This window comes from Mechercharimyces sp. CAU 1602 (assembly GCF_024753565.1).
In the GTDB taxonomy this organism is placed as follows: Bacteria; Bacillota; Bacilli; order Thermoactinomycetales; family JANTPT01; genus Mechercharimyces.
This window is the reverse complement of record NZ_JANTPT010000001.1, coordinates 701,731-717,615: the sequence shown is the minus strand read 5'-3', so window position 1 is coordinate 717,615 and position 15,885 is coordinate 701,731. Positions and strand designations below refer to the sequence as shown.

General features: G+C 44.5%; 16 protein-coding genes. 2 read left to right on the top strand and 14 right to left on the bottom strand.

Going from position 1 to position 15,885, the window contains the following annotated elements:
• Positions 1-18 precede the first annotated feature (18 nt).
• Positions 19-795 carry a carbon-nitrogen family hydrolase gene (locus NXZ84_RS03790; RefSeq protein WP_258838949.1) on the bottom strand — a complete coding sequence of 259 codons (777 nt, stop codon included), beginning with the start codon at positions 793-795 and terminating at the stop codon, positions 19-21.
• A 250-nt stretch (positions 796-1,045) separates the two neighbouring features.
• Between NXZ84_RS03790 and NXZ84_RS03785 the strand changes: the two genes are divergently transcribed.
• Positions 1,046-1,222 (top strand): hypothetical protein, encoded by a 177-nt coding sequence (locus NXZ84_RS03785; RefSeq protein ID WP_258838948.1) that lies wholly within the window; start codon positions 1,046-1,048, stop codon positions 1,220-1,222.
• Between the two features lie 41 nt (positions 1,223-1,263).
• Here NXZ84_RS03785 and megL read toward each other — a convergent pair whose 3' ends face one another.
• The 12 genes from megL to NXZ84_RS03725 form a co-directional block, all read right to left on the bottom strand.
• Positions 1,264-2,463, bottom strand: coding sequence for a methionine gamma-lyase (gene megL, locus NXZ84_RS03780; RefSeq protein WP_258838947.1), 1,200 nt, complete (start codon positions 2,461-2,463; stop codon positions 1,264-1,266).
• A gap of 50 nt (positions 2,464-2,513) precedes the next feature.
• A complete protein-coding gene (locus NXZ84_RS03775; protein WP_258838946.1) occupies positions 2,514-2,867 on the bottom strand; it encodes a hypothetical protein in 354 nt (117 codons plus the stop codon).
• A gap of 68 nt (positions 2,868-2,935) precedes the next feature.
• Entirely contained in the window at positions 2,936-3,583 is a 648-nt protein-coding gene (locus NXZ84_RS03770; RefSeq protein WP_258838945.1) for a hypothetical protein, read from the bottom strand.
• A 106-nt stretch (positions 3,584-3,689) separates the two neighbouring features.
• Positions 3,690-4,334: a flavin reductase family protein gene (locus tag NXZ84_RS03765; protein WP_258838944.1), complete on the bottom strand. Its 645-nt coding sequence runs from the start codon at positions 4,332-4,334 to the stop codon at positions 3,690-3,692.
• Positions 4,335-4,357: 23 nt separating this feature from the next.
• A complete protein-coding gene (locus NXZ84_RS03760) occupies positions 4,358-5,518 on the bottom strand; it encodes a homogentisate 1,2-dioxygenase (protein ID WP_258838943.1) in 1,161 nt (386 codons plus the stop codon).
• A gap of 145 nt (positions 5,519-5,663) precedes the next feature.
• Positions 5,664-6,656 carry a lipoate--protein ligase gene (lplA, locus tag NXZ84_RS03755; protein WP_258838942.1) on the bottom strand — a complete coding sequence of 331 codons (993 nt, stop codon included), beginning with the start codon at positions 6,654-6,656 and terminating at the stop codon, positions 5,664-5,666.
• Between the two features lie 113 nt (positions 6,657-6,769).
• Positions 6,770-7,285, bottom strand: a complete 516-nt coding sequence (locus NXZ84_RS03750; protein WP_258838941.1) for an adenine phosphoribosyltransferase — start codon at positions 7,283-7,285, stop codon at positions 6,770-6,772.
• Complete coding sequence (gene recJ / locus NXZ84_RS03745) at positions 7,224-9,632, bottom strand: single-stranded-DNA-specific exonuclease RecJ (RefSeq protein WP_258838940.1); 2,409 nt, start codon at positions 9,630-9,632, stop codon at positions 7,224-7,226. Before recJ ends, NXZ84_RS03750 begins: the two co-directional genes overlap by 62 nt.
• A gap of 44 nt (positions 9,633-9,676) precedes the next feature.
• Positions 9,677-10,570 (bottom strand): cation diffusion facilitator family transporter, encoded by an 894-nt coding sequence (locus NXZ84_RS03740; protein ID WP_258838939.1) that lies wholly within the window; start codon positions 10,568-10,570, stop codon positions 9,677-9,679.
• A 63-nt stretch (positions 10,571-10,633) separates the two neighbouring features.
• Positions 10,634-11,545: a protein translocase subunit SecF gene (gene secF, locus NXZ84_RS03735; RefSeq protein ID WP_396654001.1), complete on the bottom strand. Its 912-nt coding sequence runs from the start codon at positions 11,543-11,545 to the stop codon at positions 10,634-10,636.
• A complete protein-coding gene (gene secD / locus NXZ84_RS03730; protein ID WP_258838937.1) occupies positions 11,535-12,776 on the bottom strand; it encodes a protein translocase subunit SecD in 1,242 nt (413 codons plus the stop codon). Before secD ends, secF begins: the two co-directional genes overlap by 11 nt.
• 127 nt (positions 12,777-12,903) lie before the next feature.
• On the bottom strand, positions 12,904-13,221 hold the full coding sequence (locus NXZ84_RS03725; protein ID WP_258838936.1) for a post-transcriptional regulator: 318 nt from the start codon (positions 13,219-13,221) through the stop codon (positions 12,904-12,906).
• Positions 13,222-13,556: 335 nt separating this feature from the next.
• On the opposite strand from NXZ84_RS03725, the gene spoVB reads away from it, so the two are divergent.
• On the top strand, positions 13,557-15,149 hold the full coding sequence (gene spoVB / locus NXZ84_RS03720) for a stage V sporulation protein B (RefSeq protein ID WP_258838935.1): 1,593 nt from the start codon (positions 13,557-13,559) through the stop codon (positions 15,147-15,149).
• Here the strand turns inward: spoVB and NXZ84_RS03715 are convergent.
• Positions 15,146-15,829, bottom strand: a complete 684-nt coding sequence (locus NXZ84_RS03715) for a DUF421 domain-containing protein (RefSeq protein ID WP_258838934.1) — start codon at positions 15,827-15,829, stop codon at positions 15,146-15,148. The two genes, spoVB and NXZ84_RS03715, sit on opposite strands and share 4 nt — an antisense overlap.
• Positions 15,830-15,885: the final 56 nt, after the last annotated feature.

Genomic DNA, 15,885 nt, shown 5'->3' with positions numbered 1-15,885 from the left:
AGCCAGTCTTTTTCTTTCTTACAAGCGATAATAAATAACCATCCGATCTTCATACACAGGGATCATCTCACGCACGCGCGCTACTTCACTAATGTCAATATCCACAGTTAGCACTTCTTCTCCTTCTCCTGCTTCTGCAATAATATTGCCCCACGGATCGATTACCATCGAATGTCCACAGAAGCGTGTTCCGCCACCTGCTCCCACTCGATTGGCTGCAATCACAAACATCTGATTTTCAATCGCGCGCGCCTGATTCAATACGCGCCAATGTTGAAGTCGTGGATGAGGCCATTCTGCAGGGACAAATAGAAGCTCTGCTCCATCAAGTGCATAAGAGCGGATAAATTCAGGGAAGCGAATATCGTAACAGATAGCCGTTCCCGCTTTTAACTCACCTAGCTGAAAGAGCGTACGGGTATTTCCAGCCTCCAAATACTGCTCTTCTTCCATTAATCGAAACAGATGGACTTTACGGTAGGTGTTAATCAAGCTCCCCAGGGAGTTAAATGTATAACTGGTATTGTAAATCTGGCCTCTCTGTTTTTCAGCGATCGATCCTGCCACCAGAGTGATTCGTTGCTGCCTTGCTAGTGATGCTAGCCAGGATTTTACTTCCCCCTCATCAGCCAGTTCCTCAAGATGGGTTAAATCATATCCTGTATTCCATAATTCTGGTAAAAGAATCACTTCAGCGCCCTCTGCCACGGCCTCCCTTACTCTTTCTTCCACTATCTTCTTATTTTTATCTGGATTACCCCAAGCTACTTCCATTTGCACTAATGAAACACGCATAGACTCACCATCCATCTAGTAATTAAGCTTTCTCACCCAATAAAAATAAATATTCCAAATATATCATGATATCGTTTTGGCGTTCGATTCCGTGTATCTACTCCTCATTGTATATCAACATCTTTATAAATCAATGTTTATTAAAGTTACTAAAGTGTTCGCAACCGATGTATCACTAATGAAATTGAGCTTATTCTCCAGCGATCCCTCACGTAAAAACGACCATACTAAGATACAGGGAGGTGATCTTATGGCAGAGAAACACCGTACATTCCGTAGTGGAGAAGCTGTCTCCAAACCGGGAGAATACCGCTCGCATCAAGGAGAGAGACGTTCCTATCAACAAGGGGAAACCTTTGCCCGCTGTTCACGGACGGGAGAAGAAACGGAGTGGATCATCAACTACGATGATAGAGGTTGTTGTTAGATAATCAAAAGTGCGAGCTAAATATAAGCTCGCACCTTTCTTTACCTATTTGCCAGTTGCTGTAATGGATGAAGCGCCTGTTCTAAGTCAAAAATAATATCGTCTACATGTTCAATCCCCACTGCGATGCGAATCAGGTTATCCGTAATTCCCATCTGTTGTCGTCTTTCTGCCGGAATTACCGCATGTGTCATTGTTGCTGGGTGCTGTATTAAAGAAGAAACTTCCCCTAAGCTTACTGTTAATTTACATAGTTTAACAGAATCCAATACGTGTCTCGCTTCTTCTTTCCCTCCACATACGCGAAAACTAATCACTCCTCCAGCTGCTTTCATCTGCCTTTTTGCTAGCTCATGTTGTGGATGATCAGATAAACCTGGATACAGCACAGTTTGAACAGCAGTATGATGTTGAAAGTAGCTCGCAATCCGCTGTGCATTCTGTACATGCCGATCCATTCGCACTGCCAGGGTACGCACCCCTCGTAATAATAACCACGCATCAAACGGAGAGAGAACTCCCCCAATATCTTTTAAAGTAGTCTGACGTATATTTTCCATCATATCTTGTTTACCCACTGCAATACCGGCAATCACATCTCCGTGACCTCCAATATATTTAGTGGCGCTATGAACTACAATATCAGCCCCTAGTGCAATCGGTTTTTGCAGATACCCCGTGCAAAAGGTATTATCGACGACCAGCACAGCTCCATGCTGATGAGCCATACGACTAATCGCTGCAATATCAGCAATTTTCATTGTAGGATTAATCGGAGTCTCTACAAAAATCACCTTGGTTTCAGGTTTGATCGCCTGTTCTACTTGTTTAAGATCACTCATATCTACATAATTGGTCGCTACCTTAAATTTTTCTTGTAACATGGATTGGAGACCGTATGTGCACCCATAAACGCCATCCGAGCACAGCATGTGATCACCACTAGCCAACAGACTGATCAAAACGCTTGAAATTGCCCCCATGCCTGAAGAAAAAGCAACACCCGCCTCCGCATCTTCCATCTGAGCAATATGATCTTCCAACATCGCCAGAGTAGGGTTACCCAGACGCGTGTAAATATAGCCTTCTTCTGTACCAGCAAAGCGCTGTTCCCCTTGCTCCGCATCAGAAAAAACAAAAGTAGAGGTTTGATAGATCGGAGGCACAATCGCCCCCGTTTGTGAACAGGGTTGAATCGACCCGTGTACCAGATCAGTGTCCATATGCCAATTTCGTTTCATCCTTATTCTCCTCACTCTCATCGGTTCATCTTTATCTTATCTGAAAGCGCTTACATTTTTGTCATGCGCAAAATCTGAACAAGTTGAGCAGATTCCCCCATCTGACAAGCTGTATAACGATCTGGTGTGGGTATGATTCTCACCATCACTTTTAAATCAGGTACATGCAATTGTTTCACCTGTGCACCATGCAACTGATATTTCTTACCAAATGAGGTCTCTAACACCCAACATCCTCCTTCTATCGCAATATAATGCATTTTCCCTTCTACTACGATAGAGGGATGAGTCACAAGTGAAGGATCCGCTTCACTCCTTTCTGCAGGCAACATCCCTGTCAGTAGAAGCAGTAAGAGAGAGACCACTACGATCTTCTGGAGCGTTCGTTTGTTTATTACCATCATCGCCATCCTTCTTCCTTTTACTCCTAGGATGACTCCAGTTTCACCTAATTATAACGATAGGGTGATATTCATCCCTTCTTTCCTTGGTTCGTATAAGCCTGCCGCATACTCATACTTTGATCCATACGCTCAGCCTTCGCTTGCCAGTCTCCCTCCCACCCCTGCTTCCATGCAGTTAAAGCGATATGTTTTGCTTCCCCATACTCCCCTTGTTCCGCACGAATCGTGTAGAGGGTCTCATACCCCAAGTGTGCAGGTAACGCCTCTGTCATCGGATCGTCTGCGAAAGCACGTACAGCGACAGGCGCGTACTCAATTTGTGCTTCACAGAAATAGATGGTTTTTTCAGCAGCGATCGTATCGCTTTTTCTTTTTTGTGCATGGCGTTCAATTTCACGACTAAAGTAATCATGGAGACTTAGATATTTACGTGCTAACCAATGATCATGCGTACGCGAGTCAGTTACACTATTTTTTATATTCTCATACGCTTGTTTCGCCTCATTATAAACAACTGCTTCCGCTTTAGTTAGCGGCATACGGAAATCTAAATCCCGATCTTTATATTGCAGCTCAGCGACGTACGGGGATGAATCAAATTCGTGCGATGATCGCTTCCGCTTTCCAACATCGCCCCACAACTTCTTCAGGTTTGATCTACTCCAGCTCAAGAGCTGTTGAATGTACCTAAATAAAACACGTAACAGATGTAACACCATTGACTCCCCCTACCTACGCAACCTACGCATCACAAAAAGCTACTCGCCTCTCATTATATCATGCCATCTACGTTGGGCAGAAGGGGGAGCAGCTGCCACTCCTTTATTTGCTCTGCTTTCTTATCCATTCTTCATAGGGAAGACGAGGCATCGCAAAACGTTCTCCAATACTCCCATATTCCACCCCAGCTAACCTTCCTAGAGGATCTAACTGTGCTGTATCTATTTTCCCCTCAAATAACAGTTCATCTTTAATATGAAATAATATAACCTCCCCGATGATTAAATCTGCATTAGGATGGTCACCTTCTCCGGCTCCAATGGGGATTATTTGTTGTAGTCGACATTCCATATGAATCTTTGCTTTCTTCACACGTGGAGGGGCTACCTTATCACTTGGTAATAATTTTAATCCCACCATTTCCACTTCACTTACTCCACTGGGAAATTCAGTGGATGCCTCATTTACTTCCTCCACGTTATCCTTATCTACCACTTGCACAACAAATTCCCCGGTCGTACGAATATTACGGGCGGTATCTTTTTCCCTCCCTCCAGGCTTACGAATACAAGAAATGCTTATCATCGGTGGCTCGGTACCCACCACGTTAAAAAAACTAAAAGGAGCAGCATTTACCACTCCATTCGTATCCATAGAAGTGACGAATGCAATCGGTCGTGGGAGAATACTCCCGATCAATAGCTTATAGTTATCTTTGGTTGCCTGTTGAGCTGGATCAATTTGCATACATCTTCTCCTTTCCTTTTTTCCTATCGCCGTGGTAGCCAGCTGGTTAAGTACGATTCGTCTTCCACTTGTAGTGCTTCACGTGTTACTTGTAGTGGCTTAAAAGTATCTATCATCACTGCTAACTCTTCCGTCCGTTCCTTCCCAATACTCTTTTCTACTGTACCCGGATGAGGTCCATGTGGAATACCGCTGGGATGAAGAGTAAGCGCCCCTATATCGACACCCTTTCTACTCATGAAGTTGCCTTCCACATAGTAGAGCACTTCGTCGCTATTTACATTGCTGTGTGCATATGGAGCTGGAATTGCCTCCGGGTGATAATCAAATTGGCGCGGAGCAAAGGTACAAATCACAAAATTAGGCCCCGCAAATGTTTGGTGAACCGGTGGAGGTTGGTGAATCGAGCCTGTGATCGGCTCAAAATCATCAGCGTTAAACGCCCATGGATATAGATAACCATCCCACCCGACTACATCAAACGGATGTGTGTCGTACGTATAAGCGTGTAATTGGTTACGCGCTTTTACTCGTACTTCAAATTCACCTACTTCATCTATGGTTTCCAATTGCTGCGGCATACGGAAATCGCGTTCACAAAATGGACTATGCTCCATTAATTGTCCATGTTCATTGCGATACCGTTTTGGTGTTGTAATCTCCCCAGACGATTCAATCACCAAAAAGCGAGAGCTTGCACTTGTAATTTCTAGCCGATAAGTGGTGCCTACAGGTAGAACAAGATAATCCTTAGCCTGAAAAGGAATCTGTCCAAACAGCGTCTGTAATATCCCTTCTCCCTCATGTACAAATAAAACTTCGTCACCATCGCTATTGCGGAAAAAATACGTCATCGGCTCAGTCGGTGCAACCGTAGCAATCGCTACATCTGTATTAAAAAGCAGGTGCCTTCGTCCATCAATCGCATCCCCGCCCTCTGGGTATCGATCTGTACGTAACAATCGGTGGCGGTTCGCCCCTTCTTCCTCTGGGGATGGAAACCAATCTCGTACTTTACGTGCCGCCCGAATTTGAGTAGGTGGGTGTAGATGATATAAGATAGACTGAATGCCTGAAAAGCCTTTCGTTCCCATCACTTGTTCCCAGTAAAGCGTCCCATCTTCTTTACGGAATTGAGTATGCCGCTTACGTGGAATATTTCCTAAGTGGTAGTAATGTGGCATGATGCATCAACCCTTCCCTAAAATAAGAATATACCCTCTTCTCATTTTATCAGATATGAGTAAAAAAAAAGAATCTAATGATAAACTTTCTTCTAAGTGTATAAGGGTGATCCATTTTTCATATATGGATCACCCTTATACACTACTAGTAGACCAGCTGAACGAACTCTTCCTTTGTTATCTTTCCGAAGTAATGCTGAATATCCAGATCATGAACTGCTTCAGTAATTGCATCTTTATCATATCGTACCCCTCTTAATACACTTTCCACATCGGTTACATCCCCCATCCCAAAGAAGTCACCAAAAATTTTACATTCTTTAATCATGTTCTTTTCTACATCGAGACGCACGTCAATCGTCCCGATGGGAAAGCGTTTAGCATGATGTACATTAAATTTGGGAGACTTACCAAAGTTCCATTCCCAATTCTGATAACGTTCTTTCGAAATTTGATTAATCACTTTCCAATCTGCTTCCGTCAGCGTATAGCGAGATACTTCTTTTTCCCCTCTAAAGATGTAATCAAGAAGAGTTTGCTTAAACTCCTCGATCGTCATATCCTGATTTAATAACGGGCGTATATTCGTAACACGGGAGCGTACTGACTTCGTGCTTTTAGATGTAAACTTTTCAGCTTTTACATGTAGTGCATCCGCCACATCATCCAAATTAACATCAAACATTAAGGTTCCATGGCTAAACATACGTCCTTTTGTCGTAAACTGTGCATTCCCAGAGATCTTCTTTTCCCCTACTTGAATGTCATTCCGCCCCGTCAACTCAGCCTCTACTCCCATCTGGTGCAAAGCTTCGATTACTGGTTGTGTGAAACGACGGAAGTTAAGGAAACTATCACCGTCATCTTTCGTAATGAAACTAAAATTAAGGTTACCTAAATCTTGATAAACCGCTCCCCCGCCCGATAGGCGACGCACTGTGTGTATCCCTTTTTGTTGCACCTTATCTACATGAATTTCCTCTACCATATTTTGATTCTTACCCGCGATCACACACGGCTCATTTATATAAAACAGCAGATACGATTCATTCTCCACATCGAGATGTTTCAACAGATACTCTTCGATCGCCAAATTGATTCTGGGGTCGGTGTGATGTTCGTTATCAACAAATTTCATCGCATATCCCTCTTTCCAAACAATTTACTTAAAGTCGTACAATCAACATGAAACCTATCTATGTATAGTGATAGCAAAAAACCGATAGCAAAAGCTAGCGGTTTTCCCTAATACTAATATTGAATAAGCGAATTAATCTTCAGATCTTTGCTTAATTGATCCCGCCCATTAAGATAAGTTAATTCCACCACAAAAGAAGCTCCCACCACATGTCCACCAAGTTGTTCCACCAGATCAACAGTGGTCTTTACCGTTCCTCCGGTGGCGAGTAGATCATCGACGATTAGCACGCGCTGACCTGGTTGAATCGCATCTTTATGCAATGCTAACTGATCTTTACCGTATTCCAAGCTATAGCTCGCGGAAATCGTTTCTGCTGGTAACTTTCCCGGTTTACGTACGGGTATAAAACCAACCCCCAGTGCATAGGCAAAGGGCGTACCTACCACAAAACCACGCGCCTCCGGTCCAACGATGAGATCGATTTGTTCCCCTTTCACCTGCTCAATCATCGCCTGTATGGCTTGCCGAAAGGCTTTACCATCTTTTAATAGGGTGGTGATATCCTTAAATTGAACTCCCGGTTGTGGAAAGTCCTTCACTACGCGAATTTTGTCTCTGAAGTCCATTTCGGTCTCCTCCTAAATCAATTTGAATCCTCGTTTGTTCCTGTATATATGCGTATAAATCCTTATATGAAGAATAGATGAGAGCTGAAACGACTTCTACCTGCTCCTCACGGCGACGAAAGAGCGATGACTCCGCTAACTCTTTTTTCGCAGGTTGTTGCACCACATCTATCCGTCCAGCAGTTTCAACAATAAACTCCAATTCTTTAAATACGCCGATCATATAACGAACCATCTGTTCCGATAATCCTACTTGTCGTGCTAATCCCGCCAGATCTCGCTTAGCGAGAACAGACCTCTTTTGTAACAGGTATCCGTATAGTCGCTTAAATTTTTCCCGATCGAGAGAATACCATTCTCCCTCCCATTCCGTATCTCCATAGATAAAGTATATGCGCTCCACCTGATGATCCAATGTCTGCAACCATTGATTAAACTCATTTAATGAAGGTGGGATATCAGCTAATACCCAGTGCTTAAAAGATAGCGGTTTTAACACATGCCTCTCATTCCACTCCTCCCATGTCATCATGGAAGCTTGACCACACTTGTCCCGTTGCTGCTCGGGAGCGATCACAGCAACATCTGGGAGATGAGTCACTTTTTCTAGTTTATCCATCAGACTCGTATTACCACGCCAATCAAATAATTGAACATGAGGAATGGCGAGGTCACGCAACAGTAGCTGTGGCGTACGGCGACCATTCCATTCATTAATAGTTAGTTCACCTAACAGTTGAAGGGAAGCGGAAGAAGACATCTGATCCGCCAAACCTGCCATGCGAAAACCGATCACATCTAAGTGATTCTCCTCACTTTTTATCCGCAACTTAAGATGGTTTTTTTGTTGCCCCAATCGTTGCTTCCGCTCTACGGTCACGCCACTGATCCGGATAGACGGAGTTGGGTTGGCTACGCCAAAGGGTGCCAATGCCCCTAATTGTTCCAGAAGTGATAGATCAATCTGATCCAACGTAATGTCGGCATCCACACGGGAAAGGGGGATATAATCTTCGGCACTTAGCTCCTGCATCGCAATCTCACTCAAATTTTGGTGAAGTGAGGTAATATGATCTGCAGGCAAACTCATTCCCGCCGCCATCGGATGTCCACCAAACTTAGTCATCCACTCTTTACAACGGCTTAATGCTCGATACATGTCAAAGCCAGCAATACTGCGAGCAGACCCTTTTGCCTCGTTTGTCTCTAAATCAATCCCTAACACAATGGCCGGACGATAATACTTCTCCACCAAGCGTGAAGCCACAATGCCAATCACACCCACATTCCAGCCCTGCCCAGCTACTACAATCACATGTTCGTGCGCTTCCCGGTTCTGATCTACTTGTGCCACCGCTTCTATCGCGATCGTTTCCACCATTTTTTGTCTTGTCCGGTTTAAATGATCTAGCTCTTCCGCCAGCACCCGTGCCTCTTCATGATCTTCTGCCAAGAGAAGGTTTACCGCTTTGTTGGCGGAATCCAAGCGACCACTCGCGTTAATACGAGGACCAATCGAAAAACCCACATCCTCAGCAGTAATCGGGTCACTCACCCCAGCTACATCAAATAGAGCCGTTAATCCTGTCATCCGGCGCTGATTCATCTTTTGCAAGCCCAGTGCCGCTAATACGCGATTTTCATCGAGCAGGGGAACAAGATCTGCGATCGTCCCCAGAGCGACAAACTCCAATACCTCCTCAGGCATCTCACCTAGAAGAGCTTGAGCCAGTTTAAAGGCAACCCCCACACCAGCTAAACCATCAAAAGGATAAGTACAGTTAGGTTTCTTAGGATTAATCACGCTGTAGGCAGCGGGAAGAACTTCGGGTGGCTCATGATGATCTGTCACAATGAGGTCGATCCCCAGTTCTTTGCACAGCTCTGCCTCTTCTATTGCACTAATACCCGTATCCACCGTAATAACTAAATGGGCACCGTTTGCCTGTATCTTTTCTAATGCCTGTTTATTTAATCCATAGCCCTCTGAGAAGCGATTAGGGATGTAATAATCGACATTCGCATGTAAACGTTGAAATACTTTCATCATCAAACTGGTGCTACTTACACCATCAGCATCATAATCACCATAGATAACGATCGGTTCTGCTGCTGCAATCGCTTGTTGAATGCGAGCAACTGCTTCTTTCATCCCATCGAGCAAAAACGGATCGTGTAACTGCTCAGGATGAACGTGCAAAAAGCGTTTCGCTTCTACTGGATCTTCGATTCCGCGTGAAAGCAACAGAGAGGCCACTAACGGTTTCACATGAAGTTCAGCTGTCAATCGTTCCACTTTCGATTGTTCGACCGTAGCTAATTGCCAACGCGTCTTTGCTTGTAACATCGAAGTTCACCTCACTTGACCGACTTTATTATAGCACAGATAGACTAGTTATTTTGAGAGGGATTTATGTGAACCAGCACATCTGATACATGATCAAATTGTCGCATAAGTGTGAGCTTTACCTGTTTTCCGATCGCATGACCCTCTTCCACCGTGATCTGGGGGTCTACCGCTACTTTCACATCCACAATAACATAATACCCATGCTCTCTTGCACGAAGCTCATCAATCTTTAATACCCCTTTCACTTGGGCAGCTGCGTGAACCAACTCTTCAGCATCTTCCTTGTGCAACACATGATCCAGCGTGTAGTGAATCGCCTCTTGTGCTAATTTATATGCCATACGCAGGACAAGTAGAGAAACAACAATTCCCGCTAGCGCATCCAGGTAGATTAACGAAGAGATATGAAGACGTTCACCTAAAATTGCCCCACCGATTCCAATGAGAACGGCAATAGAAGAAAACACATCTGAGCGATGTTCCCATGCATTTGCAATCAAAGCATGACTACCTATTTTCTTCCCCAAGCGATATTTATATTGGAACATCGCCTCTTTCACCAAGATCGAAATAACAGCCGCGATCATCGCAAGCCCAGCTGGAGCTTCTACTGGTGTAAATAACATTTGAAACGAACCGTATCCTATTTCCACTCCAACCACACCAAGGAGTACCGACACGATAATCGCCGCTACCGATTCTGCTTTCCCATGACCGTAGGGATGGTCTTCATCAGGTGGCATCTTGGCCGCACGAACCCCAATCAACACCGCCAGTGAGCCAACCACGTCTGATGCCGAGTGAGCTGCATCAGCAATGAGAGCACGGCTGTTGGCAACCATACCAATCGTTCCTTTAAAAATCGATAGCAAAAGATTTCCAATGATCCCGATCCATGCCGCTCTTTCCGCCTGGTCATATGGCTCCCCTCTCATATCGGCACCTCTCCTTCATGGATAAAGAAGCCGCGGCTCTCCCGCGGCTTCTCTTCCTCTATCCTATTCAGCAGTTTGTGTTTTCAGCTGCTCTTTCTTCATTGAACGCCACTTCCAACTTACCCAAACTTGACTAGCAATAAAGATGGAAGAATAGGTCCCCGAAAGCAGTCCGAGTAGAAGTGCCAGTGAAAAGGTACGGATGCTCTCTCCCCCAAATAAGAAGAGAGCCGCAGCAGCAAACGCTACCGTTAACACAGTATTAAAAGAGCGGACTAGAGTTTGCTGCAAACTCTCATTTACAACACCGGCTAAGTCATCCCAACTCTTCGGTTTCGTCATGCTTAAGTTTTCACGAATTCGATCAAAGATGACGATGGTATCATTAACCGAGTACCCAACAATAGTTAGAACCGCTGCAATAAAGACCAAATCTACCTCCCAACGGAAGATGGAAAACATGCCGATCACAAAGAGAGCATCATGGAATAGGGCCAAAACAGCCGCCACCGCAAAGCGATACTCAAAGCGAATCGTCACATATAAAATAATCCCTACAGAAGCGATCAACACTGCCAACAAAGCATTTTTCGCTAGTTCTTGTCCAATAATCGGGGTTACTTTCTGTTCTTGCTTTCCTACATCATTACCGTACACATCTTTAAAGTGTTGATGAATTTCTTCTACGTCTTCATTACCTAAAGCTTCCCCTGTGCGAAACACAAAAATATCGTTATCATTACCAGCTATTCGAGTATCCGGCTTCTCATAACCGAGCGTCTCCAGCTCTTTATTTGCCTTTTCCAAATCGAAATCTTTTTCGAGCGTCAAATCTAGTCGTGTACCGCTGGTAAACTCAATCCCCAGGTTAAGTCCTTGCATCGCCAGAGAGCCAATGCTCACCAACAGAATCGCGAGGGAGATGAGAAAAAATAACTTTTTCTTACCTACAAAATCGACGGTTTTATAATTCACGGATCTCATCCTCCTTCACAGCGAACAACGCAGGGCGTTTAAGCACATTGGCACGTACAAGCAGAGTGAGCAAGATACGCGCGAGGGCGACTGCCGTCGCAAAACTGATAATGATACTTACAATCAGCGATACCGCAAACCCTTGCACGCCTGCCGTACCAAAATAGAAGAGAACCAGCGCTGCCAAGATCGTGGTCACATTCGCATCAAAAATGGTGAGAAAAGAGCGACGTGAACCGGATCGCATAGCAGCTGGAATGCTTTTACCCAGCCTCATCTCTTCTTTAATTCGTTCATACATAATGATATTAGCATCTACCGCCATCCCGATCCCCAACACAAAGGCCGCAATGCCTGCTAATGTTAAGGTGACATTAAGTAAGGAGAAGGTAAGCATGACCAAATATGAATACGTGATTAGAGTAATGACGGCTACCACACCTGGCAGGCGATAAAACCCAATCATAAAGAGAAAAATCAATATAACGCTATAAATACCCGCAATCAAACTTTTCTCGAGCGAGGTTTGTCCCAGGCTTGCACTGACGGCGAAGCTATGTTGTTCAACTAGCTTTACTGGAAGAGCCCCCGCATTAAGAAGGCTTGCTAATTCTTTCGCCTCTTCCACCGTAAAGTTACCACTAATGCTGGCCGATCCACCACTAATCACATTTTGAATCACCGGCGCACTCAGTTCCTCTTCATCTAAGTAGATGGGTACTGGTTGACCAACGTATTCCCTCGTAATCTCCTCAAATTTATCTGCATTTTTAAAATCAACTGTTACGATAGGCTGATTCATATCATCAAAACTTTGAGCTGCTCCGCCAGGTGAGATATCAGAGCCGCGCATCAACACTTCTTTTCCATCTGGGGCACGAAAAGTCAACTCCGCAGTTTTCCCTAAAATCTTACGCGCTTCATCTTGGTTAGGAACACCTGCTAACTGAACGCGAATGCGATTATCTCCTTCAATTGTAATGGAAGGCTCTGCAACCCCGATCACATCTACCCGCCGCGTGACGGCATCCGCTGCGGCGATCATCGTTTTTTCATCAATTTTCTGTCCCTCTTCTAATGGCTTCGCTTCATATAGCACTTCGAAGCCACCTTGTAAGTCCAGTCCCAATGTTATGTCATTTGCGATCTGTTTACTCGTCAACACGGTGGTTGTCAGAATTGCCACCACGATAAGAGCAAATACGATCAACCTACTCCAACGAACCTTCATCTATTGCTCCTCCTTCGCACTATACAACATTTTCATTATCCCAACTGCTAAAGTTGATGTCAATTTGTGAAAATGGAAATGAAAAAAGCCACCGGCATCCGTTTCGCCGAAGGCTTTCGTCCTTTCCTCAAGAGCTCCGATGTTCGTCCGGTTGTTTATATACGCTCAGCATTAACCAGTTCATAAAACGACCCGGTTTTAACGATAAGATATCGTTTACTAATCGGTTAAGCCGAGGCATTCCACGGCGATAATCTTCAGATATGCAAGCCCAAACTTGTTCGCTCGTCACTTCTTCGTACCCATAAAGACGAAACTCATTCGCCTTGCTATCACACAGAACTTCGATACACTCTGTCAATTCTTCTTCGCTTAATAATTCAGCCGAGGAGGATGGCAATCGTTCGCGTACTGGGCGAAGCGCTGCTTTTTTCAATCTAACCATATTTTTCCCCTCCTTCCATAGGCACATTTATTGCGGGTTTTTCGGCCATTTATTTAAATCACATTCCGATGACCCTGATGACCCACCCTAACATCACTATACTCAGCACGATTCTACCACTATCTTGCACCAAGAAGCAAACCGCGGAGAATCTCTAGCGACTTCACCTTAAATTATACCCCATTTAAGTACCACTTCTCCCTTTGTTATTTTTGTTCGTCACTCCCTTCTATAATTCCTGCTCTCTTCTTTTCGCTTCCGTAGAGTCATCTTTGAATAGGTTGCTATCATAAGCTTGTATCACTAGATACTTTATGGAAACGAGGGCGGTCTTCTTGAGTAAGCAATCATTTTTACGTGGGACAATCATTTTAGTAGGTGCTGGTTTTATCACTAAGGTACTTGGGTTTGTCTATCGCATCGCCCTTTCCCGCATCATTGGAGATGAAGGCGTTGGACTTTTTCAGATGGCATTTCCGATTCTCATCTTTATCATTGGACTAGCTACCGCAGGACTTCCCGTCGCTATTTCCAAATTGGTCTCAGAAGCGGAAGCGACCAAAAATGAAGACCGTATCCGCTCCATCATTCTCGTCTCCATTCTCATTGTAACGGGTACCAGCATTACTCTGACGGTATGTACCATCTTATTTGCGCCCATCATTGCGCAAACCCTTCTCACTGATGAACGTGCCATCTACTCCTTACTTGGAATCGCTCCCATCATCCCGATCGTGGCAATTTCCTCCGTTTTTCGTGGCTACTTTCAGGGGAGGCAGCATATGAGCCCTTATGCGCTCTCACAAATAGTAGAGCAAGTGGTTCGTATCTTTACAGTCATCCTCTTTGCTACCTATCTTCTTCCCTATGGCGTCCAGTATGCAGCCGCTGGGGCTATGTTTGGCATGGTGATTGGTGAAGGGGCGGGATTATGGTACCTTATCCACTCCTACCGCAAGGATCCTCGTCGTCCACCTCTTCGTCTTCATCGTCGTTCAGGGATGACGATACGCATGCAGATCCATACCTTAAGAGAAACCTTCCGACGCCTCATGCGTATTGCGCTTCCCGTTACAACAAGTCGAATGGTAGGCTCACTCGCCTATGCCATCGAGCCTATTGTCGTCGCACAAAGTTTAGCCATCGCAGGGGTGGCAACCGCAGCCTCCACCGCGCTTTATGGGCAACTAGAAGGGATGGCGATCCCGCTTGTCTTCTTCCCTGCCTTTATCACCTATGCATTATCCGTTTCGCTGGTCCCTGCCGTCTCTGAAGCAGCTGCTCACAATCAACATCGACTTATAGAACATCGTTTAAATCAAGCCATTCGCCTCTCTCTCATCGTAGGGGGACCTTGTGCTGTACTCTTGTTCGTTTTAGCCGAACCACTCACACTTTTGTTATATCACCACACGGAGGTGGGTCGTCTGCTTAAAATCATGGCTCCATTCGCTATTTTCCTCTATCTACAGGGTCCTTTTTCTGCGGTGTTACAAGGATTGGATCGAGCTAATGAAGCCATGCGTAATTCTATCTTTGGTGCGATAGTCAAAACCATCTTAATCTTTCTTCTCGCTTCGCAACCACGATTCGGTATTGACGGAGTAGCACTTGCTATCAACAGTGGGCTTATCATCGTCACTATCTTGCACTTCTTTACGATTTTGCGTTACATCTCACTCTCTATTGAAGCCAGAAATCTATGTAAACTGACAATTGCGCTTGGATTGATGGGAGTGACCGCACATTGGCTTTTCATCTCCAGCCAACACTCCCTCCTGATCAATGTGCTCGTATCTATCACTTCCAGTGGGCTACTTTACTTCATCCTTCTCATCCTTCTATCGCTTTTACAATACCATGATGTGATTCGTATTCCATACATCGGTTCTTATCTGGCTCACTTCTTCCCGCGTGGCTCTCGCTAGGCATCGTGTAAATCAATATAAAGTTTTCCATCCGCACCGATACTAGCGAAAAAAACTTGCTGAAGAGAGGTTACTCCATACCGCTTTAGTTCATTTCGCAACCACTCCGCATCTTGATTGATCTTACTTAAACTATCATGTTGGATTTCACTATCGATAATCAATGGTACGGCAAGTGGATAATGATCATCTTTAATCGATACGACATCTTCCCGTCGAGCGACATCTTTACTCTTTATGGGGAACACACTTAATTTCCCTGTTGTCTCTAAAATGGCATACTCCACATCAGCGAGATCATCTATATTGCGTTCACGTAGTTGCGTCATCAAATCATCCACATTGTAGCGGTTTTTCCGCATCGCCTTTTCTAAAATATTTCCATTTTGAATCAGCACAGTCGGCTGTCCGTCAATCCAGTGTCGAGCAACCGCGCTTTTCATGGAAACGTATGAAACTAAGATTTGAGCAACAACAAATGTGAAAATCGGAACCATCCCATGCCACAATGAAATCTTAGGGTTTTCAATTACAATAACGGAAAGATCCGCAATCATAATAGAGACTACTAAATCGAAAACTGATAATTTGCCAATCTCCCGTTTCCCCATAATCCGCATGATCACTAGTACCAAAAAATAAATAAAAATGGATCGCAAGAAAATCGTCATTAATTCCATTCCCTTCACCCCTACCCCTATTTTTAGCGTAGCTTTGCTCTTTTACACATAAATAG

What these genes read in the sequence shown, in the direction of transcription:
- secD (WP_258838937.1), bottom strand. Translation starts at nt 12,776, where the DNA reads ATGAAGGTTCGTTGGAGTAGGTTGATCGTATTTGCTCTTATCGTGGTG.
- NXZ84_RS03715 (WP_258838934.1), bottom strand. Translation starts at nt 15,829, where the DNA reads ATGGAATTAATGACGATTTTCTTGCGATCCATTTTTATTTATTTTTTG.
- NXZ84_RS03740 (WP_258838939.1), bottom strand. Translation starts at nt 10,570, where the DNA reads ATGAGAGGGGAGCCATATGACCAGGCGGAAAGAGCGGCATGGATCGGG.
- NXZ84_RS03750 (WP_258838941.1), bottom strand. Translation starts at nt 7,285, where the DNA reads ATGGACTTCAGAGACAAAATTCGCGTAGTGAAGGACTTTCCACAACCG.
- NXZ84_RS03725 (WP_258838936.1), bottom strand. Translation starts at nt 13,221, where the DNA reads ATGGTTAGATTGAAAAAAGCAGCGCTTCGCCCAGTACGCGAACGATTG.
- megL (WP_258838947.1), bottom strand. Translation starts at nt 2,463, where the DNA reads ATGAAACGAAATTGGCATATGGACACTGATCTGGTACACGGGTCGATT.
- lplA (WP_258838942.1), bottom strand. Translation starts at nt 6,656, where the DNA reads ATGAAATTTGTTGATAACGAACATCACACCGACCCCAGAATCAATTTG.
- NXZ84_RS03790 (WP_258838949.1), bottom strand. Translation starts at nt 795, where the DNA reads ATGCGTGTTTCATTAGTGCAAATGGAAGTAGCTTGGGGTAATCCAGAT.
- recJ (WP_258838940.1), bottom strand. Translation starts at nt 9,632, where the DNA reads ATGTTACAAGCAAAGACGCGTTGGCAATTAGCTACGGTCGAACAATCG.
- NXZ84_RS03765 (WP_258838944.1), bottom strand. Translation starts at nt 4,334, where the DNA reads ATGCAAATTGATCCAGCTCAACAGGCAACCAAAGATAACTATAAGCTA.
- NXZ84_RS03785 (WP_258838948.1), top strand. Translation starts at nt 1,046, where the DNA reads ATGGCAGAGAAACACCGTACATTCCGTAGTGGAGAAGCTGTCTCCAAA.
- NXZ84_RS03775 (WP_258838946.1), bottom strand. Translation starts at nt 2,867, where the DNA reads ATGATGGTAATAAACAAACGAACGCTCCAGAAGATCGTAGTGGTCTCT.
- NXZ84_RS03760 (WP_258838943.1), bottom strand. Translation starts at nt 5,518, where the DNA reads ATGCCACATTACTACCACTTAGGAAATATTCCACGTAAGCGGCATACT.